Genomic DNA, 24,026 nt, shown 5'->3' on the forward strand with positions numbered 1-24,026 from the left:
TGGTTCAGTGAAACGATGGTTCCTCTACCCAATCTGCTCGCGTTCGTCGTCGCCGCAGTTGTGCTGATAGCCGTTCCGGGGCCCAGTGTGCTGTTTGTGGTCGGACGTTCGATCGCATACGGCAGGCGAGTCGGGCTCCTGAGCGTGCTCGGCAACACCATGGGCCTGATCCCTCAGATCGTCGCTGTCGCCCTGGGCATCGGCGCCGTGGTGTCCGCGTCGGCAACCATGTTCACGGTCATCAAAGCAGCCGGTGCGGTGTACCTGGTCTATCTAGGAATCCAAGCGATCCGTCATCGCCACCGCATCCACGCGGGCGCCGGTCCCGGCGATGAAGTGACGACGAGGCGCGTTGTGACACAGGGCTTCACGGTTGGCTTCACGAACCCCAAGGCATTGGTGTTCCTGGCAGCCGTCCTCCCCCAATTCGTCGAACCCGCCTCAGGCGCCCCGGGATTTCAGATGTTTGTCCTAGGGGCGGTCTTTGTCGTGATCGGGTTGATCTGCGACAGCGCGTGGGCGATGGTCGCATCGGTCACCCGCTCATGGTTCACCGATTCACCCCGGCGGGAGGCACAGTTGAGCGCAACCGGCGGATTGATGATGATCGGGTTGGGCGGCACGCTCGCGTTGTCCGGCAACAAGGCCTGAGGCGGATCGTCCAGCCCGGTGGTTCACAATCGCTGACGATGCGCTTGCAACCCAGTAGGCTCCCTCCATGGGAAAGAAGGACAGCGGTAAGAAGAGTAAGGCCCAGAAGATCCCCAAAGATGTCTACGAGGCCGAGCTCTTCCGCTTGCAATCCGAGTTCGTGAAGTTGCAAGAGTGGGTGAAGGACACCGGTACCCGGGTCGTCGTGATCTTCGAGGGCCGTGACGCAGCCGGCAAGGGCGGCACGATCAAGCGCATCACCGAATATCTGTCGCCCCGAGTTGTCCGCGTGACCGCATTGCCCGCACCCACCGACCGCGAGCGCGGCCAGTGGTACTACCAGCGATACATCGCCCACCTGCCGGCGCCCGGCGAGATCACCATCTTCGACCGATCCTGGTACAACCGGGCAGGCGTGGAAAAAGTGATGGGCTTCTGCACACCCACAGAGCACTCCCTGTTCCTGCGTCAGACCCCGATCTTCGAACAGATGCTCCTCGACGACGGGATCATCCTTCGCAAGTACTGGTTCTCGGTGTCCGACGACGAGCAACTCCGACGTTTCCGGTCACGACTCAATGATCCTGTGCGGCAATGGAAACTGAGTCCAATGGACCTGGAATCGGTGTACCGGTGGGAGGATTATTCTCGCGCGAAGGACGAGATGATGGTGCACACAGACACCCCGAACAGTCCCTGGTATGTGGTCGAATCGGACGTCAAGAAGCACGCTCGCCTGAACATGATGTCGCATCTGCTGTCCACGATCGACTATCACGAGGTGAAGAAACCGAAAGTCGACTTGCCCGAGAAGCCGATCGACACCGGAACCTATCAACGACCTCCTCGCGAACTGACGACCTACGTCCCCGACCATGTGTCCGAACTGGTCGGCGACGTCGAGACCTGATGCGCCAGAGGCCGCCTATGTCGCGTAGGCCTCGGTCGGCTGGGTCAACCGGATGCTGTTCCCGGATGGGTCTCTGAACCCGGCGTCGATCCCATATGGCCTTTGCTCGGGTACCTCGGTGAACTCGACCCCGCGAGCTGTGAGCTTCTCGTATTCCGACTGACAATCGTCAGTGGTGAGAAATACCGTGCCGGCGAAACCTTTGGTGACGAGCGAGAGGATCTCGTCGTGCGTGGACTCGCTCACCATCGGTGGTGCCGGGATGGCCATCAGGATGACGGTCACATCGTCTTGCCCGGGCGGCGCCACGGTCAGCCAACGGAATCCACCCAACTCCGGCACAGTCGCGTCGGACCGCACCTCCATGCCCAACTGCTCGGTGTAGAACTTCAGCGCAATGTCTTGATCGTGAACCCAGATCTGCGCTCCGGCGATTCTCATGATGAACTCCTGTGCTCGAGTGGTGTTTACGCAGTCGACGCTAACGCCGCTTTGCCGGTCGAGTCTTCTCCCTGTGTGCTGTTCGTCGACTTGCCCGATCTCCAGGATTCGGTTTCTACAGCCGACTGTCGGGCGCGGGACGACTGAACGTACGAACCACGCACGCGGGCACCATTGCTCGGTCGGCTGCGGCAGGCAGACTGGCCCGATAACGGGCCGGCGTGAGTCCGTAGGTTCGCTTGAAGCTCGTGGTGAAAGACCCGACACTGCGCAAACCGACGGCCACACATACATCTGCCACCGAATAGTCGGTGTTACGCAACAGGGCCGCAGCACGTTCGAGCCGACGCGTCTGCAGGTAGGTGTGCGGCGTTTCACCGAAAGCACGCGTGAACGCGCGGCTGAAATGTGCACGGGACAACATCGCGGCCGCAGCCATCTGATCGACAGTCAGTTCGCAGGCGTACTGCGTGTCGATCAGATCTCTGGCGCGGAGCAGATACCGCGACGGGGGAAGACTGCCCACGTGGCCACTATCGCACGCCCAACCGACGCAGACCATCACCCGGAGGTGGCGCTCCGAAGGCCGAACGGCCCCAGACGGGCCGTGCCCTTTTATCACCCAGCTTTCACGGCGATCACCGCATGGCCGGCGTCCTCCGAATACGTTGCCGTCACGGTGAAATGGGCGTCGCGGAGGTGCTGTGTGATCTTCGCCTGCCGATCGTCTACAGAGCCCGGACCTTGGCCGTAGACCAGCACCAAACGACCCTTGGGCCGGAGCGCGCCACGTAACACTGCCAGCTCATCCTCTGCGGACGACGTCCAGAAGACGTTGACGTTGATCGCGAGCGCTGCGTCGAAAGAAGCGGTGTCGACGCGTAGTGCGCTGAGATCGCTCTGTTCCACTCGCAGTCGTCCATCGGCGACGAAGTCGGCACAGCGTCTGGTCGTTCGACTGACTGCTGTGGCCGATCTGTCGATTGCCAGCATGTCGCCGCCGGACAATGTGGCGCACAACAACTGCGCCGCCACACCGTTTCCACAGCCGATTTCGAGCAGCCTCTCCCGGGGCCGTGGCGCCAGGAGTTCAGCCGCCCACAGCACACGTGCAGGTGTATCCGCTGCACGCACCTCGACTACCCGACAGAGCGGTCGCTGTCGCTCCAGTACTGCTTGCGCAGCGCCTTCTTGTCCGGTTTGCCCAAAGCGGTCAAAGGCAGAGCGTCGGCAACGATGATCTGCTTCGGCGATTGGACCGCGCCCTTGCGCTCTTTGACCGCGTCCTGGATCTCGGTGGTCATCCGCGCGATCGACGATTCGTCCGTGGGCGCGTCGGACCGCAGCACCACGATCGCGGTCACCGCTTCACCCCACTTCTCGTCGGGAACTCCGATCACGCCGACCTGCGCGACCGAAGGATGTTCGGCGACAACATCTTCGACTTCGCGGGGGAAAACATTGAACCCGCCGGTGACGATCATGTCCTTGGTGCGGTCGACGATGAACCAGAAGCCGTCCTCGTCTTCTCTGGCGACATCCCCGGTGCGAAGCCAGCCGTCTCGAAATGCTTCTGCCGTTGCTTCGGGTAGCCCCCAATAGCCTCCCGCCAACAGCGGACCGGCCACGCAGATCTCCCCGGGCTCACCTACCGCGACCGGCTTGTCGTCTTCACCCAGGAGGGCGGTGCGCAAGAACGCGGACGGACGCCCGCAACTGGACAGCCGCTTGTCATCGTGGGCGTCCTTGGGAAGGTAGCTGATCACCATCGGTGCTTCGGACTGTCCGTAGTACTGCGCGAAGATCGGACCGAACCGTTCGATGGCCTCGGCCAGCCGAACGGGGTTGATCGCGGAGGCTCCGTAGTAGACGGTCTCCAGCGACGACAGGTCGCGCGTGTGCGAGTCGGGATGGTCCATCAAGGCGTACAGCATCGATGGCACCAGCATGGTGGCGGTGATCTTCTGTTCTTCGATGGTGCGCAGCACCTCGGCCGGATCGAACTTCGGCAACACCACCATCGAGCCGCCCTTCATCAGGGTCGGTACGAAGAACGCAGCCCCAGCATGCGACAGCGGCGTGCACATCAGGAATTTCGGGTGCTCCGGCCATTCCCATTCCGATAGCTGAATCTGCGTCATCGTGGACATTGCCGAAGCAGTCCCGATGACTCCCTTCGGCTTTCCGGTTGTACCACCGGTGTAGGTGATCGACACGATGTGATCGGGGGGAAGATCAGCTGCCTTGAGAGGCTTGGCCTCGAATCGCTGCGATTCCGCGATCACATCGCGGGCGACCTCCGAGAGTTCAGATGGAACCGGGCCCAGCGTGAGCACCTGTTTGAGACTGTCGACACGCTCGAGGAGTGCGGCCGCGCGCTCGACGAACATCGGCACCGGGTCGATGACCAGGGTGGTGATCTGTGCGTCGCTCAGCACATATGCATGGTCGTCGAGCGATCCGAGCGGATGCAGAGCACTGCGTCGCCAACCCTGGGTTTGTCCCGCTCCGATGACCAACAGGACCTCTGGCCGGTTGAGAGCCAACAGGCCGACCGCACTGCCCGATCCGGCACCAAGTGATTCGAACGCCTGGGTGTACTTGCTGATCTGCTCGGCCATCTGCCCCCCGGTGAGGGTGGTGTCGCCGAGGAACAGAACCGGCTCGTTCGCATGGCGGCGCAGCGCCGCGACCATGAGGTGGCCCAGGTGGGTGCCGCCGCGCAGATGGTCGAAATCGGTGGGGGTATCCGCAGAAACTGTCATGTCGTCAGACTAGAACGTGTTACAGATTTGGGGAAGTTCTTCACCAAAACCGCCGGTGATCGGCGTCGTGGTAATAAAGCGCGGTGCGTGAATCGGACCAGCAGACCTTGACCGTGGCGGCCGTGTGTTTTTCCGACGACCACCAGAGGATTCTCACCGTGCGCAAGTCGGACACACGGATGTTCATGTTCCCGGGCGGCAAACTCGAAGCCGGCGAGGACGCGACCGCTGCCGCGATCCGCGAGGTGGACGAGGAGATCGGGATTCGGCTCACTGCTGACGACCTGATGCTCGTGGGCACCTTCCGGGCACCCGCGGCCAACGAGACCGACACCATGATCTCCGCCACGGTCTTCAGCTCACGACTTCCCGCAATCCCCATCGCCTCGGCGGAAATCGCCGAACTGCGGTGGGTGCACCGCACTGATACCGGCGCAGATTTGGCACCGCTATTGCGCGATCACGTCTTCCCGGTGATGAACGCTCGCTGAGATGTTGTGCAGGCACCACAACCCGGCCTGTCCAGCGCGCGTTCGACCGCTCTCCGGCGGCCGCTAATTCGTTTGACCGCCCCTCGTGTTGCGCACATGCTGGACGAGTGCGGTTCCGCCCGATCGAGCGTCACGATCTACCTCTGATCCAGCGATGGCTGGAACAGCCGCATGTGGCGAGATTCTGGAACCACGACACGTCCGACGCGGCCGTAGAGCGGGACTTCGGTGGAAGCATTACGGGAACAGAACCGTGTGAGGTCTTCATCGCGATACACGATGGCGCGCCGATCGGTCTGATCCAGCGGTATCTGTTCTCCGCCTATCCCGAGGATCTCGTCGAGATGCAAACCCTGGTCTCCGTACCTCCGAACGCTTTGTCTGTCGACTACTTCATAGGTGTCCCTGATCTCACCGGCCAGGGATTGGGCACTGCCATGATCCGCGAGATGGTCGACAAGTCATGGGTCGATCATCCTTCGTCCGACACGATCATCGTTCCGGTTGCGGTGGCCAACCCCGCTTCCTGGCGAGCTTTGCTCGCTGCCGGCTTCACCCAGATCGCGACCGGGTATCTCACACCGGACAATCCCATCGACGACGGTCGACACCACGTGTTCCGAGCGGACCGGCCATAGTCGGGCACTTCTCATCGTCACAGCGACGAAATGAGCCCGTTATAGATCATTCGTAGGGTTCGCAGGTCAGGGCTTTCCCAGAACAAGGTGGAGAGTCCGTGCCTGAAGGGTCTAACACATGAGTGGAAACAACATCCGGCTAGCCGCGATCACTGCGGTCGAGGCGTACACGCCGCCTCCCCCCAGCTTCGACACCGCCGAGGCTCCCGGGGACATCTTCGGCGAGAACGTGTTCAACAAATCGGTCATGCTCAAACGCCTACCGAAGAATGTCTACAAGTCCGTCATGGCGACGATCGAAAAAGGGACCACATTGGATCCCGCAATCGCCGACGCCGTCGCGTCAGCGATGAAGGATTGGGCACTGGAGAAGGGCGCGACCCATTACGCTCACGTCTTCTATCCCCTGACTGGCCTGACCGCGGAGAAGCACGACAGCTTCCTCGAGCCGGCGAGCGACGGTTCGACACTCGCAGAGTTCCAGGGTAAGACGCTCATCCAGGGTGAGCCCGATGCGTCGAGCTTCCCCAACGGCGGACTTCGCAACACCTTCGAGGCACGCGGGTACACCGGCTGGGATGTGACCAGTCCGGCATACGTACTGGAGAACCCGAACGGCAACACTCTCTGCATCCCAACGGTTTTCGTCTCGATGACGGGCGAGGCCCTGGATCACAAGACCCCGCTCTTACGCTCACAGCAGGCGATGGGCAAGCACGCCGAGCGTGTGCTCCGGCTGTTCGGCCACTCGAACCCGGGCCACATCGTGGCCTTCTGCGGGCCCGAGCAGGAGTACTTCCTGGTGGATCGACACTTCTTTCTCGCGCGTCCCGACCTGATCAATGCCGGCCGCACTTTGTTCGGCACCAAGCCGCCGAAGGGCCAGGAGTTCGACGACCACTATTTCGGTGCCATCCCCGAACGGGTCCTCGGATTCATGATGGACACCGAACGTGAACTGTTCAAACTCGGGATCCCTGCCAAGACCCGGCACAACGAGGTGGCGCCAGGGCAATTCGAGATCGCGCCGATGTTCGAACGGGGCAACATCGCGGCCGACCATCAGCAGCTCCTCATGACAACCTTCAAGACCGTTGCCAAGAAGCACGGCATGGAGTGCCTGTTCCACGAGAAGCCATTCGAAGGCGTGAACGGTTCGGGCAAGCATGTGAACTTCTCGCTCGGCAACGACAAGTTCGGCAGCCTCCTGGTTCCAGGGGACACTCCTCATGAGAACGCACAATTCCTGGTCTTCTGTGCGGCTGTCATCCGCGCCGTACACCTGCACGCAGGGCTCCTTCGGGTCTCGGTCGCCTCGGCCACCAACGACCATCGTCTCGGCGCCAACGAGGCGCCACCGGCCATCGTCTCGATCTTCCTCGGTGAGCAGCTGGCCGATGTGTTCGAGCAGATCGCCAAGGGCGAAGCCACCTCGTCAAAGGGCAAGGGCACCATGATCATCGGCGTGGACACCCTCCCGGTGCTGCCGACCGATCCGGGCGATCGAAACCGCACCAGCTCCTTCGCCTTCACCGGGAATCGCTTCGAGTTCAGGGCGCCGGGCTCGATGCAGACGATCAGCGAACCCATGGTCGTCCTGAACACCATCATGGCCGACTCGCTGGACCACTGCGCGACCGTTCTCGAGGAAGCGGTCAAGGAAGGTGTCCAGTTCGACACCGCCGTCCAGAAGCTGCTCACCGACATCATCACCGAACACGGCGCCGTGGTGTTCAACGGCGATGGCTATTCCGACACGTGGCCGATCGAAGCGGAGTCGCGCGGCCTGCCGAACCTGAAGACCACCGTCGACGCATTGCCAGAACTGATCTCTCCCAAGTCGATCGAACTCTTCTCCAAGTACGGCGTGTTCAACGAGCGCGAGATGCACAGCCGCTACGAGATCGGTTTGGAGCATTACACCCTGACGATCGGGGTCGAGGCCAAGCTCACCCTCGAGATCGGGTCGACCCTGGTGCTACCGGCGGCGGTCAGGTACCAGACAGAATTGGCGACCAACGTCGGAGCGTTAAAAGCGGCAGGCGTGGAAGCAGATCTCACACTCCTCAACGCACTGTCCGAACCGCTTGCAGCATTGACGAGCGGTTTGACGCAACTCAAGGAAGCTCTGGCGACACACGTCGAGGGAAGCTACGAAGAAGCGGTGCACGCCAAGGACGCACTGCTACCCGCCATGGACGCCGTGCGCGAAGCCGCCGACCAGATCGAAGCGCAGATCGCAGATGATCTCTGGCCGCTGCCGACCTACCAGGAGATGCTCTACATCCTGTAGATCAATCAGCTCTCGGTAACCGGGAACATGCTGTCGAACAGAATCGTCGCCCCCATTCGGGGCGACGATTCTGTCTTTCAAGGCGCTCAGCTCCAGCGGTTTTCGGTGACGAACTCCGAGATCGGCCGACCGTGTGCCCAATCATCGATCTCCAGGGCAGGCCGGTCGGGAAAATCGGGAACAGGTCCGAGGCAGAGCACTGCGACCGGCTCGGCGCCGGGCGGCAGGTCGAGCAGATCACTGAGGACCTCAGGATCGAACAGCGACACCCAGCCCATCCCGAGGCCTTCCGCCCTGGCGGCCAACCACATGTTCTGGATGGCACAGGACACCGAGGCGAGGTCCATTCTCGGCATCGTTCGACGCCCGAAAATGTGCCGGTCGCGGTCGTCGCCGAGTGCCACGACCAGCAGTTCGGCACAATCGAGAACACCTTCGACCTTCAGCTGAAGGAACTCGTCCGACCGCTCCCCCAACGCCTCCGCAGTCCGACACCGTTCTTCGTCGACGATGTCGCGGATCTTCCGGCGCAGCATGTTGTCGGTGATGCGCAGGAATCGCCAGGGCTGCATCAGCCCCACACTCGGGGCCGCATGGGCAGCCTGCAGGAGCCGCGTCAGGACTTCCTCGGGCACCACCGAATCGGGAACGAACCGCCGCATGTCTCGTCGTTCGCCGATGGCCCGGTACACGGCTGCTCGTTCGGAGTCGGCGAAAGCGTGCGGATTCACAGCGCGAATGCCTCCTCGAGTTCGGGCACCAGCGCACGAACGGCCGGGCCGGCGGACTCGGGCCAGACGACAGCCAGCAGTGCGGGATCAGGTAGACCGGCAAGGGGAACGGCGGTGAGTCGATCACGATGATCGTCCGCCATCGACATGCTCAGTATGCCGATTCCGAGTCCTCTGGCTGCCAGTTCCACGATGGCATCCGGAGCACTTGCTTCCAGCGCGATCACCGGTTCCACACCGTGAGCACGACATGCTCGGTCGAATGCTGTTCTCAGACCGGTCCCCGCAGGCATGGCGATGATGCGTTGGTCGGCGATGTCGTTCACGCTCAGGCTTTTCCGCCTGTCCAATGAGTGGCCCGCAGGCACCATCGCACACAGACCTTCACTGACGATCGTCATCGAGTTGAGCCCGGACGGAAGACTACCGGCCGCACCGATCAGAGCGAGATCGATTGTTCCACTGCGTACTTCACCGACCATCAGGTCCGATGAGCTCTCGCGCAACATCACCTCCACCCCGGGATGCGATCGATGGAACTTCTCCAAGGCGGCAAACAACGGCGTGATGGTGCAACCGGTCACCATGCCGATGGTGAGGTGGCCGCGCAGCAAACCCGCCACCTCGTCGACAGCCTGTTCCACTCCCGCAGCCGCAGCCAGCGCATGCCGAGCAGGTTCGAGTGCCGCACGCCCAGCCGGCGTCAGCCGCACCACCCGACTGGAGCGGTCGAACAGTTCGCAGTCCAGTTCCTTCTCCAGCTGCCTGATCTGTGCGCTCACCCCGGATTGACTGATGTGAACCCGTTCTGCCGCACGCGTGAAGTTCGATTCGTCAGCGACCGCGACGAAGTACTCGAGTTGACGTAGCTCCATATCCAGTAATTCTAGTTTGCAGAAGAACAATCTGTTGGACTTCTTGAATGGCGGACGTGAGGCTGAAATCAGTCACAGACCGACCAACGAGGAGACATCGTGCCGAATCGAGAACGGGCACTGCGCCCTGAGGACCTGACCCGACTGTTCGTCGAACGCTGCAACGCAGGCGACGCGGAGGGGGTGGCATTGCTCTACGAAGACGACGCTGTCATGGCCTATCCCCCGGGCGCGCAGACCGTCGGTCGCGCGGCCATCCAGGCGTTGTGGGAGAAGGTGCTGACCTCGCGGCCACAGTTCGAACCAGAGGCGCCGCTGCCGACTCTCATCAGCGGAGACATCGCCTTGACGTCAACACCACCCCGAGACGGATCAGGCGCACGAGCACAGGTGGTGCGGCGTCAACCCGACGGCAGCTGGCTCAGGCTGCTCGACCAGCCGGAGTTTGTCCCGCCGTCTGCCGATTGACCTCTAACCGGTCAGCGGACCGTGTGGATCGACGAGCAGTGTCACCTGAGCAGCAAACCAGCGACACCACAGATCACCGCTCCATCGCTGTTCGTCGACCAACATCAGCCACACCCGCCGGGACGCCATCGTCCACACCGCATCGACGATGAGCGTCTCGGGTTCGGCGTCAAGGATCAGCGACAGCGCAAATCGGACTTCGTTGTGACGGGTGCGTTCGCGCTCGGCGAGCCGCGCAGCCGCCTCGGCATCGGTGACGGCCGCCTGATCGAGCACGGCCTGGATGACCGCTGACCGTTCGTGCGCACCGCAGAGCCATCGTGCCCCGGCCGCTACTCGCGCGCGCCGATCGCCGACGCCCATCGCGCGATACTCGGGCATCTCTCGAACTGGGATGGCCCGACCATCAGAGAGCGCACCATCGATACAGGCGTCGAGCAGCGCCAACTTCGATTCGAATTGGGAGTAGACCGTCTGACGCGTGACTCCCGCGGCGGCAGCGACTTTCGCCATCGTGGTGGGCACCCACCCTTCCTCGACGAACATCGCGTGCGCTGCTGCCACGACTGCGCGTCGTTTTTCCTGAGCTCGTTCTGCGCGGACCTCCGACGAGTATGTGCGGACCATTCGATCAGCCTATATTCATTTGACTTTACTCGCTGTAATCTCAATTGGACCGATCGATGAGGAGCTTCCCATGGCCATTGCCGAAATCACGTCAACTGTCCCCACCAGCCTGGGTGGCCTGCACGTCCGCGCAGTGGGCAATGGTCCACCCGCGGTGTTGTGGCACAGCATGTTCGTGGACTCGTCGAGCTGGGACCGGGTGCTGCCCACCCTCGCCGAACACCGGCGTCTTTTCCTCGTCGACGCCCCCTCGTCGGGTAAGAGCGACGCCCTGGTTCGGCCCGCCGACATCGCAGCCTGCGCCTCTGCAGCAGCTGAGCTGATGACGTCGCTGGCCGAAGACCTCGGCGGACCGGTTGACTGGCTCGGCAACGCATGGGGAGGGCATGTCGGAATGCACTTGGCCGCAACACGTCCTGACCTGGTCCGCACTCTCACCGCGATCAGCGCACCGACGAATCCGATCAGCAAGCCGTTGCGTCTTAAGGTCCGCGCCCTCGCCCCGCTGTACCGCGTGTTCGGTCCTCGGGGGTTACCGCGCAAGGCGATCGAGGAGACACTGTTCACCGACCGGACACGGGCGACCGATACAGAAGCGGTCGCCTTGCTGAGGTCTTCGATGCGTCGAGTGACGAACGCGGCGATGGTGAATGCGATCTCCACAGCGATTCTCAATCGAACAGACCTGACGTGGGCGGTGGAGAGAATCGACTGTCCGACTCTGTTCGTCACCACTGATGACCGAGGCGAATGGACGCCTGCGGAGGCCAGAGCGGTCGCGGCGACGATGACCGATGCGCGCGAGGTCACCGTCGCCGATGCCCGCGTGATCCCGGCGATCGAACAGCCCGCGGCTCTGTCGACGGCAGTAATCCAGTTCTGGAATGAGGAGGGCGACAACGTCGTCTGACGCTCGCGGCGTGTTCTGGCCCGGGGGGCGGTAGCGTTCTCCGGATGCTGCCCTTGACGGGAATGACTTCGTGACGAGGCCGACCGTGCCTGTGGCATCGCGCGGGATCGTCGCAATCCTGTTGATGGTCATTCCGCTGAGCCAGATTCCGCTGGATGCATACACTCCTGCGCTCCCCGACATGGCGGCCGAGCTCGGGTCGACAAGCACGACCATGCAGAACACGGTCACCGCCTACATGTTGGGTATGGCGTCGGCCTTCATCCCGGTGGGCGTGATCTCGGACGCGGTCGGGCGCAAACCGGTGTTGCTGGTGTGCCTTTCGATCGTCGTCGCAACGAGCCTGGGTTGTTCGGTCGCGGACGACGTGATCACCCTGCTCGTCCTACGCTTTCTCCAGGGTTGCGGGGCCTGCGCTTGCCTGGTCCTGGCCTACGCCATCGCCGCCGATTGCTTCGCCGGTACTCGACTGATCGCCGTCTCGGGCCTGCTCGGCGCGGCGTGGGGCGTGGCTCCGGTCTTGGCTCCGGCGGTCGGCGGACTGCTGGTGCAGTTCATCTCGTGGCGGTGGATCTTCGCTCTCATCGCGCTTCTCGCTGCCTCGGTCGCTGTCCTGGTCACGTTCGCACTACCGGAAACACTCGCAGCCGATGACCGTGATCGGGTGGACTTTCGGGTCACCGCACGTGTCCTGGCCGCCGCGTTACGCCACCGCGTGTTCGTGGTGCTGATCGTCGTATTCGGCCTGATGGCATCAGCGCAATTGGTGTTCGGTGTGGTCGGCCCATTTCTCTATCAAGAAGAACTGGACTTCTCACCGGCCGCGTACGGCGCGATGGCGTTGATCGTCGGCGGTGCGAACCTACTGGGCGAACTCGCGTGCGGGACACTTGCGACCCGCATCCGCACCCGGCCTCTGGCCTTCGGAGCACTGGGCGTCTTCTTCTGCGGGGCAATCGTTCTCGTCGCCTCCGCAGCGCTGATGGGCGTGAACGCACCGGCCATCACGATCGGCGCCTGTCTCGCATTGGCCGGGTGCGGTGTCTTGTGCCCGCAGATGTACGGGCTTGCCCTGGGCCTGTTCGACCGCAACCTCGGCCTGATCGGCGGGGTGGTGAGTGCAGGGTGTTACCTCATCGTCAGTGCCGCGATGACCACCGCGGGGGTCCTGCCCGAGACCTCGCAAGCACCTTTGGGCTGGCTGTACCTCGGGATCGGAATTGCCGTCGGTGTGCTGCTCCTGTGGGCCACGGCACCAAAACGGGTAGGCGTCCAGTAGCACGCGGAGACACTCATCTGACCCGTCTGCCAGGGGTGGGCAGAATGAGACCATGCCTCACCTACTTCACCTCGATTCGTCCGCCGATGTCCACACATCCCGCTCTCGCGAGCTGACCCAGCTGTTCGCGCAGACATGGCTCGCCGCCGACTCGACGAGAACGGTCAACTACCGCGATCTCCATCGCGACCCCATCCCGCACCTTTCCGACGCAGGGCTGCATTACGCCACCAGGCTGCGGTCCGCCACCGAGAAGCCCAGTGCCGAGTCGGAGGCCCTGCAGTGGCAACTGATCAACGAAGTGATTGCCGCCGACGTGGTGGTTGTCGGTGCACCTATGTACAACTGGTCGCTGCCCTCCACCCTGAAGGCCTGGATCGACCACATTCACGTACTGGGTACCACAGCCCCTTTCGACACTCCCGACCAACCGTTCGCAGGTAAGCCGGTGGTGGTCATCTCCTCTCGAGGCCTTGTGTACACGCCCGGCACGGCCGAGGAGTCGCTGGACCACACCATTCCGCCACTGACCCAGGTTCTCGGAAAAGCACTGGGGATGCGGGTCGAAATTGTCACCGACGACCTCACATTGGTAGGTCGCATCCCGGATCTGGATTCGAAATCGACACAGGCCGCCGAGGCCAGGCGCACCTCCGAGGCGCGCGTCCTTCAACTCGCCGCGCAGCCGTTGAGCTAACTCCCGTCTCCAGGCAACATCGCCCGAACCGCCTCGATGGTGTCGGCCATCGCGGCGGTCTTGTCCGGCCGGTACCTCAAGACGCGTGCGAAACGCAACGCGACACCGCCGCGATATCGAGTGCTCACCTGCACACCATCCAACTCGATCTCCACCACGATCTGCGGATACACATATACCGTGTGCTGGTCCCGGTTTCGCTCCACCTTCGGGAACTCTTCTGTCTGCCAACGCAACAGCTCATCGGTGAGCCCCTTGAAAGTCTTACCCACCATGATCGGTTCCCCGCCATCCGGATCGCGAGCGCCGAGGTGCAGATTGGAGAGGTAGCCCGTCCGACGGCCGTAGCCCCATTCGGCACCCAGCACGATGAGATCGAGCGTGTGCTCCGGCTTGACCTTCTGCCACGACTTGCCCCGCCGGCCCGCCGCGTACGTCGAGTCGAGGGCCTTGATCATGATGCCTTCATGACCGGCGGCGAGCGCAGCATCGAGATGGGCCTCGGTCTCCTCGACAGTCGGAGATCGTAGCGCCGGAATCCGATGCTGGGGCGCAAGACGATCGAGTACACCTATCCGGTCGGACAGCGGCCGGTCGAGCAGGTCTTCACCGTCGAGATGCAGGCAGTCGAAGAAATACGGCTGCAGCAACAAATCGCGCTGCGAACTGGCACCGAACCTGCTCATCGTCTCCTGGAACGGCCGGGGTCGGCCCGAGTCGGCGAGCGCCAGTGTCTCCCCGTCCAGAACCACCGACTCACACGGCAGGTCACGCACCAACTGCACGAGCTCGGGTACCCGTTCGGTGATGTCGTTGAGTGTTCGCGTGAAGATCGCCACGTCATCGCCGTTGCGATGTACCTGGATTCGAGCACCATCGAGCTTGTACTCCACGCTCACGTTCCCACCTAGCGCCGAATGCGCCTCGCCGAGCGACTTCGCGGGCGAGGCAAGCATCGGCCGCACCGGCCGTCCGACCTCCAAACCGAATGACTGCAGGGCGGCTGCGCCGCCGCCCATTGCCGCAGCGGCGGTCTCGGCAAGGCTGCCCGACAGCATGAACGCGCGCCTCACCACGTCAACCGGAAGATCGGAAGCCGTCGCGATCGCCTCGGTCATCACGCCTTCCAGCGCACCCTGGCGTACCTCCCCGGTGAGCAACCGGATGAGGAACTCTTGTTCGCCTGATGTCGCCTTCTCGAACAGGCTGCCCAGCAACTCCTTTCGAAGTTTGACCGAGCCGGCACCGGAGGTCGCGGCCAACTCGTCGAGCAGGTTGTCGACTTCTGCCACCGTCCACGTCGGGGCTGCGGCCGCGTGCGCCCGGGCTCCCGAGAGCGTGCGCCAACCGATGCCGAGTCGGCCTTGCAGTGTCTCGCCTGACAGCCAGGCGACCACAGCGCGTACGTCCTGCGGCGCGGCGCCGCGCAACAGATCTGCGATGGCGAGGGTCTTCGCTTTCCGCGAACGGGTTGCGGCGACCGCCGCGCTGGTGGTCACAACGTCATCGAGGTGCATCCGTCAACGGTATCGATCGCTTCGGACAGGACCGTTCAACCTTGCCAGGGAGGGGCCATACCCCAGCCCCAACGTGGCACCGGGGCATGGGGCATCGGCGTGGCGCCGGGCTGGGAGTTCTCCACCGCGATGCGGGTGCCCCACTCGAGGTAGGCGACAAAGGCCGACCTGAACTCCGGATCGCCGGGCAGGCCCACTTCGTCCGCTGCGTCGAGCAGTAGGTCCACCCAGCGCCGGCGTTGCGTGGGCGTGATGGCCTTACCGACGTGATGGGCGAGCATGTTCTCGTAGCCGCCGCCGTGCGCGGTGTATTCGGCAGGGCCACCGAATACCTCGCCCACCCACGAGGCGACATGTTGCGCGTGGTGCGCATCCATCCCGGCGAACAACGGTGCCAGCAACTCGTCTTGCGGGACCAGTTCGTAGAAACGAGTGAAAAGCTTGTCGAACGCTTCTGCGCCGCCCGCCCATTCGAACAGGGTGGGCGGGACGTCGGCGCCCGAGCCGGTACCGGTCACGCCGGTCAGTTCGTAGTGCTGCATCTCGTCGATGGCGCCCACGTAGTTCTTGATCTCGGCAAAAAACGACCGGAACAGTTCACTGCCACGAAAGCCTGTCAGATGCCCATCCAGCGAGTCCCACGTGATGCGCAGGATGTAGTGGTCGGGCTTTTCGACTGCTCGCGACAACTCGAAGTCGATGCAGTGCTCGGACTTGCGCAGGGCGTCGGCGGCGCGGGCGTACGCAGCCTCGAACTCGGCAGCTGATGATTCGTCGATGCGGTAGCGAATGTACTCCAGGATCATGGCGGGCCTCCAGCGCAGACGTTACAGCGGGCAGAGGGCGCGCACCGCCAAACGGTGTCGGAGATGCTCCATTTTGAATTGGCCGCAGCACCGGGCTACGACCTGTCCAACTGCCTAAACCGCCATCTCGTGCACCGGGCCGCACCACCGCTTGGCATCATGCTCGTGTGAGTATCCGGCTGCTGGCAACCGACCTCGACGGCACCTTGCTGACGTCTCGACGAACGATCAGTGAACGGTCGGCGGCGGCCATGGCCGCCGCTGCTACAGCAGGTATCCGAGTGGTATGGGCGACCGCGAGAGCGCAACATTCGGTCCGCAACCTTGCTGTCGACAGTGGCTTTCGCGGTTATGCCGTTGCTGCGAACGGCGCCGTGTTGATCGACCTCACCGATGGCGAGGCCACCATCTTCGACGTACAGGCGATGGCAACGAACGTCGCCGGTACGGCAATCGAACAGGTGCGGGCCCTGTTTCCCGGCACCGTGTTCGCCGTGGTCGGCCCGACTCGTTTCATCGCCGACCCGGCCTACGCCGCGCTCTGTATCTACGCCGACCACCATCGAGATCCGCTGACCATGGAGATGAGCGACACGGCCTCATTGGACGACGAACCGATCGTCAAAGTCGTTGCGCGCCATGCCCACATTCCGAGCGTCGACCTCTTCCGGCAAGTGGCGCAGGCCGGGATCCCCGGCGTGACCCCGACCCATTCCGGCGCGCCCTACCTGGAGATGGCCGCCGAAGGCGTCTCCAAGGCCAGTGGACTCGCCCGGCTGTGTGACGCGTGGGACATCGATCCGACCGAGGTCGCGGCCTGTGGAGACGCGATCAACGATCTGCCGATGCTCGAATGGGCCGGCCTGGCGCTGTGTCCGGCGAACGGCTCACCCGATGCGCTCGCAGCTGCCGATCACATCCTGGCGACCAACGACGACGACGGGGTGGCCAAGTATCTCGAAGTCCTCGTCGATGCCGCCGGTGATGCCGGTTAGAGGAAGTTGAGCACCTCGGTACCCCACGCCGCACGCAGATCCCGGTCGAGGTCATCGACCACTTTGTCTTGCCTGTCGATCACCAGGGTCGCACGCTGATCCGGTACGTAGGGAGGCCATTCCGGGTCGCCCGGTAGTCCGCCGGGGTGACCGTCCACGGCGAAGTTCACCCATCGATTCTGGAGACGGGCAGAGAGCGCCTTCCCCACTTTCAGGCCACCGAGTTTGAACGTGATGTCCTTGCGGCCGGCCACCAGGTTGCCCCAGACATACGGCAATTCGGTGGCATGGGTGGCCCCGACCCGCAGGGCCCGCAGCATCGGTGTGGCCCAGTCGAACCGGTAGAGATACACCGGCGCGACGGCACTGTGCGCTTCGGCGAGCCAGATGGTCGGCATCCGAAAACCGACGTCGCGGGCGACAGCGAGCCCGGCTGCCTTCATCTTCAAACCTGAGTAGGCCGAGCCGATCTCGGCCTCACTCGGCAGTTTGAGTTCCGGCTGCTCTGCCGCGATCTCGGCGAACATGGCGCGAATCGCATCCGGGGTGATCGGCATCAACGGCGACTTCATCCACTTGAACAGCGCCGCCTCGTCTTTGTTGGTACCGATGATCAGAGGAACGGGGTTCGAGCGGCCGGCTCGGGCCGCCGCCAGCGGGTAGTCGGGCAGCAGATCCTTGTCGACCACCGGCGCGAACGCCAGTGTGCCGGGTGTCGCGGCGGGCACATCGCTGAACAGTTCGAGTCCTGCCGACACGAGGCGGTCGACCGGCATGTCGTACAGTGTCGCAACCGAATCCGGTTCGACCCCGACCTTCTGGAGAAAGATGTCGGCGGCGCGTTTCGCCCTTGCGCTGTCGTACACCGAGGTCGCCGGCGAGCTCTGCGCGATCGCACGGGAGAACAGTCCTGACGCAGCCGGAACGGTCAGGAGTGTTGTGACGATGCCCCCGCCCGCTGATTCCCCGAAAAGGGTCACCCGTTCCGGGTCTCCCCCGAAGCCGGCGATGTTGTCTTGAACCCATTGCAACGCGAGGATCACGTCTCGCAGCGCGAGGTTGGTGTCGAAGACCCGCTCAGCGGTACTGAACGACGACAGATCCAGAAATCCCAGCGCGCCGAGTCTGTAATTCACCGTCACCAGCACGACGTCGCCATCAGAGACAAGTGCACGCCCGTCGTACAACGGCTGACTCGACGTGCCGAAAATGTATGCGCCCCCGTGGATCCAGACCATGACCGGCCGTGGGTCGTCCGGAGTGACCACTGACGCCGACCAGACGTTGAGGCTCAGGCAATCCTCGTCCTTGACGGCGCCGGGTCCGAGCGTGATCACCGGATTGTTCGGTTGCGGCGCCACCGGACCGAACGTGGTCGCGTCGACGACGTCGACCCAAGGTTCTGGTGGCACCGGCGCCCGCCAACGCCGCTCGCCCGTGGGTGGCGCCGCGTAGCGGATACCCCGCCACGACTTGGTGATCCCGTCGTCCAGGCCCCGAACCGGCCCACTGGTGGTTGTCACCACGTTCTCGTCGTCTGCCATGTCTGAGCTCCTACCGAGGAAGGCAATGTCGCTCACACTACGCAAACGGTCGCTTACGCGAATGCGGACAACATCATCCGTCCACGTCGCGCATTGAATCTGAGCCGACGCGGAGAGAACTCACTGCTCGTGCGTCAGTTGTGAGCCGCGTTGAATGCCTCGACGATGGCGTTGGGAATACGGCCGCGGTCGGAGACCTCGTAACCGTTCTCGCGTGCCCATTCACGGATGGCGGCCAGTTGCGACTTGTCGCTGCGCACTTCGGAGGTGGCCGGCGCCTGCTTGGCAGTGGCCCTCCTCTGACGGCCACCGATCTTGGTGGCCTTGTCGATCCACTTCTGCATGTCTTTGTCGAACTTCTCGGCCGACTTGGGGCCGAGATCGAGGGAGTACTCGACACCGTTGACGGTGAACGTTTCCACGATCACGTCCGAAGGGTCGAGATCGGAACCGTCGAGGTCGTCGGTGATCTGTTCGATGGTTCTGCGTGCCATGTTCTGCGCCCTCTTCGTCGGGGAGGCGGTCCAGCGCCTGATGGGTGGTGACGTCTCGTGTTCGCCCGAACATACCTTTGTCCGCCGCTGTACACCGAACTGGGGATAGCGCTCCCCTGGCGAGTCTGCAGTCGCGCCGCGTCGAGTTGCCATGCCACATCTCGACAGCGGTCAGGCGGTGTTGATGAAGCGCCGTCTCCCATGCCGAAAAGGGCTGCGCGCCGAGTCGGCGCCGAAGTTCCGGAGTGATTCCTGCCGAGCAGGTTTCAAACCCCACTACCAAGGGCCAGCAGGACAAACCGGATTCGATGATGTCTCGTTCGATCTGATCTCGGTGCAGTACCACTCACTGAAAGCCGGGCACGACTACGGCCAGTACGTGCGTGATGCCCGCAACGCCGGCCGCGACGACATCGCAGACTTCTTCGAGCAGGTGATGGCTCAGGACTCCGAACGCGCTGAAAAGTGCCACCGCTTCCTGCGCGAACTCCAAAGCTGAATGCGGCAGGTTCAGACCTGTCGCCGACCTTGTCGGCGGGGACGACAACCCCAGAATCGGGCCGTCCCCCACCAATCCCTCAACACTCGACCCGCCGCCCGGCGGGTCGTTTTCGTTGGGCACATCGAGGCTATTTGCGTCTTGACTTATATAAGCGTTCAGTGAAATATAGCTGTGGTGCACGCACTCGACATCCTCGGCGACCCGGTCAGAAGAAGACTGCTCGAGCTGCTCGCGGACGGGGAACGGTCGGCGGGCGAGCTGTCGCAAACGATCGGCAGCGAGTTCGGAATCAGCCAACCGGCGGTGTCCCAGCACCTCCGCGTCCTGCGCGACAACGGTTACGCGACCGTACGTCCCGACGGGGCACGTCGGCTCTACGCGGTCGATGCCGATCCGTTGCGCGCTGTCGATGAATGGCTTGCAGCATTCCGCGGCTTCTGGACGCCGAGACTTGCCGCGCTGGACACCGAGATCGCCCGCGGTAAGCGCGCACGGCAAGGAACAATCCACCGAGAGGACCTGACATGACCGACGGCCAATTCCCCGATACGGCAAAGCAACTCAGCAGTGTGGACAGGGCGGTCACCGCAGAGGACAACGGCTCGGCGATCAGCACATCAGCCCGCCTGACTCAGGTGTACAACACCTCTGTGGCCGACCTCTGGGAAGCCTGCACCACGGCAGACCGCTTGGCCCGGTGGTTCGGCAATGTCACTGGCGACCTGGTACTGGGAGGCGAATACCACATCGAAGGAAATGCCAGTGGCACCGTCGAAACCTGCGATCCGCCGACGAGCTTCACCCTCACCTGGAAATTCGGCGAAGAGATCACCTACCTGACCGTCCGGCTAGAAGAAGTCGCCGATGAGCAGTCGCGACTTGTCATCGAGCACTCCGGCGACATCGACCCCGATCGGTGGAGGCAGTACGGGCCGGGCGCGGTCGGGATCGGCTGGGACCTCGGTCTGCTCGGTCTCGCGCTGCACCTCGAGACCGGGGCCGATGCGCCGGCCGAGACCAGCGAGTGGGCCCAGACCGATGCCGCCCGGCAGTTCATGTCCGAGAGCAGTCGTCGTTGGGCAGACGCGCATATTGCTGCGGGTGCATCGCAGGATGCCGCGCGTTCAGCCGAGATGCGAACCACGGCCTTCTATCTGGGCACAGAGGCCCCCGAGTCGTGACTCGATGACGTTCTCTCACGCGAGCGCGGGCAAGACCTCCTTCTCGAAGAGTTCGATTCCCGAAAGATCGTATGCAGCTTCAGGAAAATAGAAGATGCCGTAGGAGAGACCATGGCTCTTGAGTACGGTCAGCTTCTCGATGATCTGCTCGGGGGTCCCCACCCCTGGTAGTCCGCGAAACGCTCCGAGGGCGCCCTCGGCCGCATCCGCGCCGACGTGCGGGGTAAGTCGATCTTTCAGCGTGCTCAACCGCTGTTCCACCTCGGCCTCGGTGGAACCGATCGCGACGTTGTAGTTGGCAGACCGGACGATGGAGTCGAAGTCAGAGCCGACGGCTTCGCAGTGCGTCCGCAGGATGTCGGACTTTCGTACAAATCCCTCGGGAGTGCCGTCGAAGTTCGTGTACTGCGCGTACTTCGCGGCAATCTTCAAGGTGACCTTTTCGCCCCCACCCGCGATCCACAGAGGAATGCCGCCCTCCTGCAGAGGAAGTGGACGGACGATTGCACCATCGACTTGATAGTGCTTCCCATCGAGCGATGCCGAGCCTGTGCTCCACGCTTGCCGCATGATCTGCACACCCTCGTCGAGCCGGCCCAGTCGCTCCCCCGCCGACGGGAAGCCATAGCCGTAGGCCCGCCACTCGTGCTCGTACCAGCCGCCGCCGATCCCCATCTCGACCCGTCCGCCCGAGATGAGATCGGTCGTGGCGGCCACCTTGGCAAGATATGCCGGATTTCGGTAGCTCATCGCCGTGCACATCTGGCCCAGTCGGACACGTGACGTGGACGCTGCGAGCGCCGACATCAACGTCCACGCCTCGTGGGTGGCCTCTTCGGTGGGAGCTGGAACCGTGTGGAAGTGGTCGTAGACCCACACCGAGTCCCACGGACCGTTGTCGGCGCGCACCGCAAAATCACGCATCACCGGCCATTGGTCGGCGGGGTCGATCCCGACGAGGTCCAGACGCCATCCCTGCGGCACAAACAATCCAAATCGCATGACCTCGATCGTAGTGGGAACCGCTTTGTGAATTGGTGGGTCCATGGACAATGACGAGATGGCTGCCACCTCCTCTGTGAACCTCGAACCGGTGGTGATCGTGGACGCCGCCAACGTGGTGGGTTCCAGGCCCGACGGCTGGTGGCGAGACCGTCGTGCGGCGAACATCCGTCTGCGCGATGAGCTCAGAGAAGTCGCACTCTTGGGGTTCGACAGCGAGCCGCCACCGTGCGAGGTGGTGATGGTGGTCGAAGGCCAGGCTCGGGGAATCGACTCCACGTCCACGGTGGCGGTGGTGTCGGCGCCCGCCTCGGGCGACGACACAATTGTGGAAATTGTTGCAACACAACCACACAGAAAACGAATCGTGGTCACGTCCGACCGCGAGCTGATCGGCCGCGTGCATGCATTGGGCGCGCAAACGGTGGGTCCCAGGACTGTCTACTGAGAACGGAGTTGCTGCACGCGCCGCGCAGAACCGCCGATCCCAGGGACTGTCGCAGCGCTTTTCGGCAGACGCTCGCCGACTACACCGGTTCGTAGACGCCCGTCACCGGTGCACCGACGGTCTTGTATTCATGAATGGCAAGACCGCCCGGTGTCTTCTCGTGGCGGCTGAGTTGAAGACCCGCGGGTGTTCCCCCGGCAATGAACAACCGTCGTCCTGAACCCACCACCACCGGCGCGATCACCAGCCGGATCTCGTCCCGTCAGTGGCGTCTTCGTCGGGAGACCCGGGGCCCTGGCAGACCCCATCGAGTGACACGAACTGCATGAGCGTCAGTTTTATCAGCTGGGCTCGCCTTCGACGAGATCCGCGAGCTGCCGCGTGACAGTTCCCCAACCGTCATGAAAGCCCATGCGCTCGTGGCTGTCTCGATCCGCAGCGGAACGGTGCATGGCCCTGGCCTCATATTCGGTGCCTTCAGGGTGGTCGGCAACAGTGATGATTGCAGTCATGAACGCGTCCGCCGATGGGCGCCAGCCGGCTATGAGGCTGTCGGTGAACACAATCCGCCGGAACGGGTCTACCGCCAGGAAACAGCCGGTGATGTGTGGTTCGAACTCACCCCCGTCTTCGCTGATCTCTGTACGAAGAGAACCGCCGGCCTGCACATCCATCTCGCGCACCCTGCATACCGTCGGATGGGGAACCCACCACTTCTCGAACTTGGCAGGATTTGTCCAGGCGTCCCATACCGCGGCTGCCGAAGCCTTGATGACCCTGGAGATGACGAGGTCGAGCTCGGGGTTGAGCTGTGTTGTCATGTCATTTCTCCTGATGTTGTTGCGTCGCTATCTCATTGACGACAAAGCTCTCGAGTCGATCGGTGCGTTGTTGCCACAGGGCACGCTGGCTTTCCAGCCAATCCTGCGCGATATCGAACTGCCGTTGCTCGATGACGCAGGTGCGAACCCGGCCGACCTTCATCGTGCGTATCCAGCCACTGTCCTCGAGTTGCCGGATGTGTTTCATGAAGGAGGGCAAGGCCATGTCGAATGGCTGGGCGAGCTCGCTGATACTCGCCGGCCCCTCCCCCAGGCGCCCGATCACCGCCCTGCGGGTGGGATCAGCGAGGGCTTGGAAAACCCCGTTCAATTGCTCTGAATACTGAGCCACAAGGCAAACTATCAGCGGCCGGATACTTAGCGCAAGGGCTAAGTGTCACCGGGTTGCGCGGCAACCCGGGTGTGCCTACCCCTGGGCAGGCGAAGGGGTCAAGATGATCGAGTCAGCGCCGCGATGGTTCGCCGTAACCGGTGACCGTGGTCAGGATGAAAACCGAGTCCTCGATCGCGGTCACGCTGTGCCGATGATGCGTGAGCCCGCGAAGTTCACCTACGTTGAGGACGACCTCACCCTCATCCGCGGTCACCTTCACCCTGCCGCTGAGTACAAGCATGCTCGCCGCCGGCGGCGAATTGTGTTCGCCGAGTTCGGTACCGGCAACCATCGCCATCAACGTCTGGCGTAGCGGACCGTCATGGACAAGGATGTCGGCACTGCGGCCATGCGAATCGTCGCGTGCGATGTCCAGGTGCTTGCGAGACAGATCTTCCAAGGTGGAGCTCGTATCGACCACGTCGTCCTCGCTTCATGATGTGCGCTCAAAGTTCTCTGCCCACGCTATCGCGTCACGGCTCACCGAGGCGACCACACGCCCGATCCGGCCTCCGCGCGACCCGAGTTGCAGAATTGACCGCAGCG

The 24,026-nt window shown here is 63.1% G+C and carries 30 protein-coding genes; 14 read left to right on the plus strand and 16 right to left on the minus strand.

The window, feature by feature from the left end; translation table 11 throughout:
• Nucleotides 1-15 precede the first annotated feature (15 nt).
• Together ACVWY6_RS22490 and ppk2 are read left to right on the plus strand one after the other, a co-directional pair.
• A complete protein-coding gene (locus ACVWY6_RS22490; RefSeq protein ID WP_457541066.1) occupies nucleotides 16-651 on the plus strand; it encodes a LysE family translocator in 636 nt (211 codons plus the stop codon).
• A 67-nt stretch (nucleotides 652-718) separates the two neighbouring features.
• Entirely contained in the window at nucleotides 719-1,561 is an 843-nt protein-coding gene (gene ppk2 / locus ACVWY6_RS22495; protein ID WP_023958027.1) for a polyphosphate kinase 2, read from the plus strand.
• A gap of 15 nt (nucleotides 1,562-1,576) precedes the next feature.
• Here ppk2 and ACVWY6_RS22500 read toward each other — a convergent pair whose 3' ends face one another.
• From ACVWY6_RS22500 to fadD8, 4 genes are all read right to left on the minus strand, one after another.
• Entirely contained in the window at nucleotides 1,577-2,005 is a 429-nt protein-coding gene (locus tag ACVWY6_RS22500; RefSeq protein ID WP_031332249.1) for a VOC family protein, read from the minus strand.
• A 112-nt stretch (nucleotides 2,006-2,117) separates the two neighbouring features.
• Nucleotides 2,118-2,528, minus strand: coding sequence for a helix-turn-helix domain-containing protein (locus ACVWY6_RS22505; RefSeq protein ID WP_116915219.1), 411 nt, complete (start codon nucleotides 2,526-2,528; stop codon nucleotides 2,118-2,120).
• A 92-nt stretch (nucleotides 2,529-2,620) separates the two neighbouring features.
• Nucleotides 2,621-3,136: a class I SAM-dependent methyltransferase gene (locus tag ACVWY6_RS22510; protein ID WP_457541069.1), complete on the minus strand. Its 516-nt coding sequence runs from the start codon at nucleotides 3,134-3,136 to the stop codon at nucleotides 2,621-2,623.
• Between the two features lie 5 nt (nucleotides 3,137-3,141).
• Nucleotides 3,142-4,767: a fatty-acid--CoA ligase FadD8 gene (fadD8, locus tag ACVWY6_RS22515; RefSeq protein ID WP_457541071.1), complete on the minus strand. Its 1,626-nt coding sequence runs from the start codon at nucleotides 4,765-4,767 to the stop codon at nucleotides 3,142-3,144.
• Between the two features lie 83 nt (nucleotides 4,768-4,850).
• Here fadD8 and ACVWY6_RS22520 point away from each other — a divergent pair, with 83 nt between their 5' ends.
• The 3 genes from ACVWY6_RS22520 to ACVWY6_RS22530 all read left to right on the plus strand — a co-directional run bounded on the left by ACVWY6_RS22520 (nucleotide 4,851) and on the right by ACVWY6_RS22530 (nucleotide 8,189).
• Nucleotides 4,851-5,258 carry an NUDIX hydrolase gene (locus ACVWY6_RS22520; RefSeq protein WP_400729551.1) on the plus strand — a complete coding sequence of 136 codons (408 nt, stop codon included), beginning with the start codon at nucleotides 4,851-4,853 and terminating at the stop codon, nucleotides 5,256-5,258.
• A gap of 107 nt (nucleotides 5,259-5,365) precedes the next feature.
• On the plus strand, nucleotides 5,366-5,896 hold the full coding sequence (locus ACVWY6_RS22525; protein WP_457541073.1) for a GNAT family N-acetyltransferase: 531 nt from the start codon (nucleotides 5,366-5,368) through the stop codon (nucleotides 5,894-5,896).
• 118 nt (nucleotides 5,897-6,014) lie between these two features.
• Nucleotides 6,015-8,189, plus strand: coding sequence for a glutamine synthetase III family protein (locus ACVWY6_RS22530; RefSeq protein WP_457541075.1), 2,175 nt, complete (start codon nucleotides 6,015-6,017; stop codon nucleotides 8,187-8,189).
• Between the two features lie 86 nt (nucleotides 8,190-8,275).
• On the opposite strand, the gene bluB is transcribed toward ACVWY6_RS22530, so the two are convergent.
• Together bluB and ACVWY6_RS22540 are read right to left on the minus strand one after the other, a co-directional pair.
• On the minus strand, nucleotides 8,276-8,920 hold the full coding sequence (gene bluB / locus ACVWY6_RS22535; protein WP_116915207.1) for a 5,6-dimethylbenzimidazole synthase: 645 nt from the start codon (nucleotides 8,918-8,920) through the stop codon (nucleotides 8,276-8,278).
• The gene (locus ACVWY6_RS22540) at nucleotides 8,917-9,795 is read right to left on the minus strand and encodes a LysR family transcriptional regulator (RefSeq protein ID WP_457541077.1); all 879 of its coding nucleotides are present in this window, start codon (nucleotides 9,793-9,795) and stop codon (nucleotides 8,917-8,919) included. Before ACVWY6_RS22540 ends, bluB begins: the two co-directional genes overlap by 4 nt.
• A 99-nt stretch (nucleotides 9,796-9,894) precedes the next feature.
• On the opposite strand from ACVWY6_RS22540, the gene ACVWY6_RS22545 reads away from it, so the two are divergent.
• Nucleotides 9,895-10,263 carry a YybH family protein gene (locus ACVWY6_RS22545; protein ID WP_457541079.1) on the plus strand — a complete coding sequence of 123 codons (369 nt, stop codon included), beginning with the start codon at nucleotides 9,895-9,897 and terminating at the stop codon, nucleotides 10,261-10,263.
• A 3-nt stretch (nucleotides 10,264-10,266) separates the two neighbouring features.
• Here the strand turns inward: ACVWY6_RS22545 and ACVWY6_RS22550 are convergent, their stop codons facing one another.
• Nucleotides 10,267-10,890, minus strand: a complete 624-nt coding sequence (locus ACVWY6_RS22550; RefSeq protein ID WP_457541081.1) for a TetR/AcrR family transcriptional regulator — start codon at nucleotides 10,888-10,890, stop codon at nucleotides 10,267-10,269.
• Nucleotides 10,891-10,960: 70 nt separating this feature from the next.
• Here ACVWY6_RS22550 and ACVWY6_RS22555 point away from each other — a divergent pair, with 70 nt between their 5' ends.
• The 3 genes from ACVWY6_RS22555 to ACVWY6_RS22565 all read left to right on the plus strand — a co-directional run bounded on the left by ACVWY6_RS22555 (nucleotide 10,961) and on the right by ACVWY6_RS22565 (nucleotide 13,776).
• Entirely contained in the window at nucleotides 10,961-11,800 is an 840-nt protein-coding gene (locus tag ACVWY6_RS22555) for an alpha/beta fold hydrolase (RefSeq protein ID WP_457541083.1), read from the plus strand.
• An 85-nt stretch (nucleotides 11,801-11,885) separates the two neighbouring features.
• Complete coding sequence (locus ACVWY6_RS22560) at nucleotides 11,886-13,079, plus strand: multidrug effflux MFS transporter (protein WP_457541085.1); 1,194 nt, start codon at nucleotides 11,886-11,888, stop codon at nucleotides 13,077-13,079.
• Between the two features lie 52 nt (nucleotides 13,080-13,131).
• Complete coding sequence (locus ACVWY6_RS22565; RefSeq protein WP_457541087.1) at nucleotides 13,132-13,776, plus strand: FMN-dependent NADH-azoreductase; 645 nt, start codon at nucleotides 13,132-13,134, stop codon at nucleotides 13,774-13,776.
• Here ACVWY6_RS22565 and ACVWY6_RS22570 read toward each other — a convergent pair.
• A complete protein-coding gene (locus ACVWY6_RS22570) occupies nucleotides 13,773-15,293 on the minus strand; it encodes an ATP-dependent DNA ligase (protein ID WP_457541089.1) in 1,521 nt (506 codons plus the stop codon). The genes ACVWY6_RS22565 and ACVWY6_RS22570 overlap by 4 nt on opposite strands.
• Nucleotides 15,294-15,328: 35 nt before the next feature.
• Complete coding sequence (locus tag ACVWY6_RS22575; RefSeq protein WP_457541092.1) at nucleotides 15,329-16,099, minus strand: globin domain-containing protein; 771 nt, start codon at nucleotides 16,097-16,099, stop codon at nucleotides 15,329-15,331.
• 167 nt (nucleotides 16,100-16,266) lie between these two features.
• Here ACVWY6_RS22575 and ACVWY6_RS22580 point away from each other — a divergent pair, with 167 nt between their 5' ends.
• Nucleotides 16,267-17,094: an HAD family hydrolase gene (locus ACVWY6_RS22580; RefSeq protein WP_457541094.1), complete on the plus strand. Its 828-nt coding sequence runs from the start codon at nucleotides 16,267-16,269 to the stop codon at nucleotides 17,092-17,094.
• On the opposite strand, the gene ACVWY6_RS22585 is transcribed toward ACVWY6_RS22580, so the two are convergent.
• Nucleotides 17,091-18,638 (minus strand): carboxylesterase/lipase family protein, encoded by a 1,548-nt coding sequence (locus ACVWY6_RS22585; RefSeq protein WP_457541096.1) that lies wholly within the window; start codon nucleotides 18,636-18,638, stop codon nucleotides 17,091-17,093. The two genes, ACVWY6_RS22580 and ACVWY6_RS22585, sit on opposite strands and share 4 nt — an antisense overlap.
• Before the next feature lie 134 nt (nucleotides 18,639-18,772).
• Entirely contained in the window at nucleotides 18,773-19,132 is a 360-nt protein-coding gene (locus ACVWY6_RS22590; RefSeq protein ID WP_317714925.1) for a histone-like nucleoid-structuring protein Lsr2, read from the minus strand.
• A gap of 325 nt (nucleotides 19,133-19,457) precedes the next feature.
• Here ACVWY6_RS22590 and ACVWY6_RS22595 point away from each other — a divergent pair, with 325 nt between their 5' ends.
• From ACVWY6_RS22595 to ACVWY6_RS22605, 3 genes are all read left to right on the plus strand, one after another.
• Nucleotides 19,458-19,631: a hypothetical protein gene (locus tag ACVWY6_RS22595; RefSeq protein WP_051406510.1), complete on the plus strand. Its 174-nt coding sequence runs from the start codon at nucleotides 19,458-19,460 to the stop codon at nucleotides 19,629-19,631.
• A gap of 177 nt (nucleotides 19,632-19,808) precedes the next feature.
• Nucleotides 19,809-20,162, plus strand: a complete 354-nt coding sequence (locus ACVWY6_RS22600; RefSeq protein WP_400730740.1) for an ArsR/SmtB family transcription factor — start codon at nucleotides 19,809-19,811, stop codon at nucleotides 20,160-20,162.
• Complete coding sequence (locus ACVWY6_RS22605; RefSeq protein ID WP_457541098.1) at nucleotides 20,159-20,815, plus strand: SRPBCC domain-containing protein; 657 nt, start codon at nucleotides 20,159-20,161, stop codon at nucleotides 20,813-20,815. The genes ACVWY6_RS22600 and ACVWY6_RS22605 overlap by 4 nt, the downstream gene beginning before the upstream one ends.
• A 15-nt stretch (nucleotides 20,816-20,830) precedes the next feature.
• Here ACVWY6_RS22605 and ACVWY6_RS22610 read toward each other — a convergent pair whose 3' ends face one another.
• A complete protein-coding gene (locus ACVWY6_RS22610; RefSeq protein WP_457541100.1) occupies nucleotides 20,831-21,817 on the minus strand; it encodes an LLM class F420-dependent oxidoreductase in 987 nt (328 codons plus the stop codon).
• A gap of 43 nt (nucleotides 21,818-21,860) precedes the next feature.
• Between ACVWY6_RS22610 and ACVWY6_RS22615 the strand changes: the two genes are divergently transcribed.
• The gene (locus ACVWY6_RS22615; protein WP_457541102.1) at nucleotides 21,861-22,265 is read left to right on the plus strand and encodes a hypothetical protein; all 405 of its coding nucleotides are present in this window, start codon (nucleotides 21,861-21,863) and stop codon (nucleotides 22,263-22,265) included.
• A gap of 79 nt (nucleotides 22,266-22,344) precedes the next feature.
• Here the strand turns inward: ACVWY6_RS22615 and ACVWY6_RS22620 are convergent, their stop codons facing one another.
• The 4 genes from ACVWY6_RS22620 to ACVWY6_RS22635 form a co-directional block, all read right to left on the minus strand.
• Nucleotides 22,345-22,509 carry a hypothetical protein gene (locus ACVWY6_RS22620; protein ID WP_457541104.1) on the minus strand — a complete coding sequence of 55 codons (165 nt, stop codon included), beginning with the start codon at nucleotides 22,507-22,509 and terminating at the stop codon, nucleotides 22,345-22,347.
• A 97-nt stretch (nucleotides 22,510-22,606) separates the two neighbouring features.
• Complete coding sequence (locus tag ACVWY6_RS22625; protein WP_457541106.1) at nucleotides 22,607-23,086, minus strand: SRPBCC family protein; 480 nt, start codon at nucleotides 23,084-23,086, stop codon at nucleotides 22,607-22,609.
• A 1-nt stretch (nucleotide 23,087) separates the two neighbouring features.
• Complete coding sequence (locus ACVWY6_RS22630; RefSeq protein ID WP_457541108.1) at nucleotides 23,088-23,438, minus strand: ArsR/SmtB family transcription factor; 351 nt, start codon at nucleotides 23,436-23,438, stop codon at nucleotides 23,088-23,090.
• A gap of 112 nt (nucleotides 23,439-23,550) precedes the next feature.
• Nucleotides 23,551-23,901 (minus strand): cupin domain-containing protein, encoded by a 351-nt coding sequence (locus tag ACVWY6_RS22635; protein WP_062798454.1) that lies wholly within the window; start codon nucleotides 23,899-23,901, stop codon nucleotides 23,551-23,553.
• Nucleotides 23,902-24,026 lie beyond the last annotated feature (125 nt).

The sequence above is a fragment of the Williamsia sp. R60 genome (assembly GCF_054063855.1).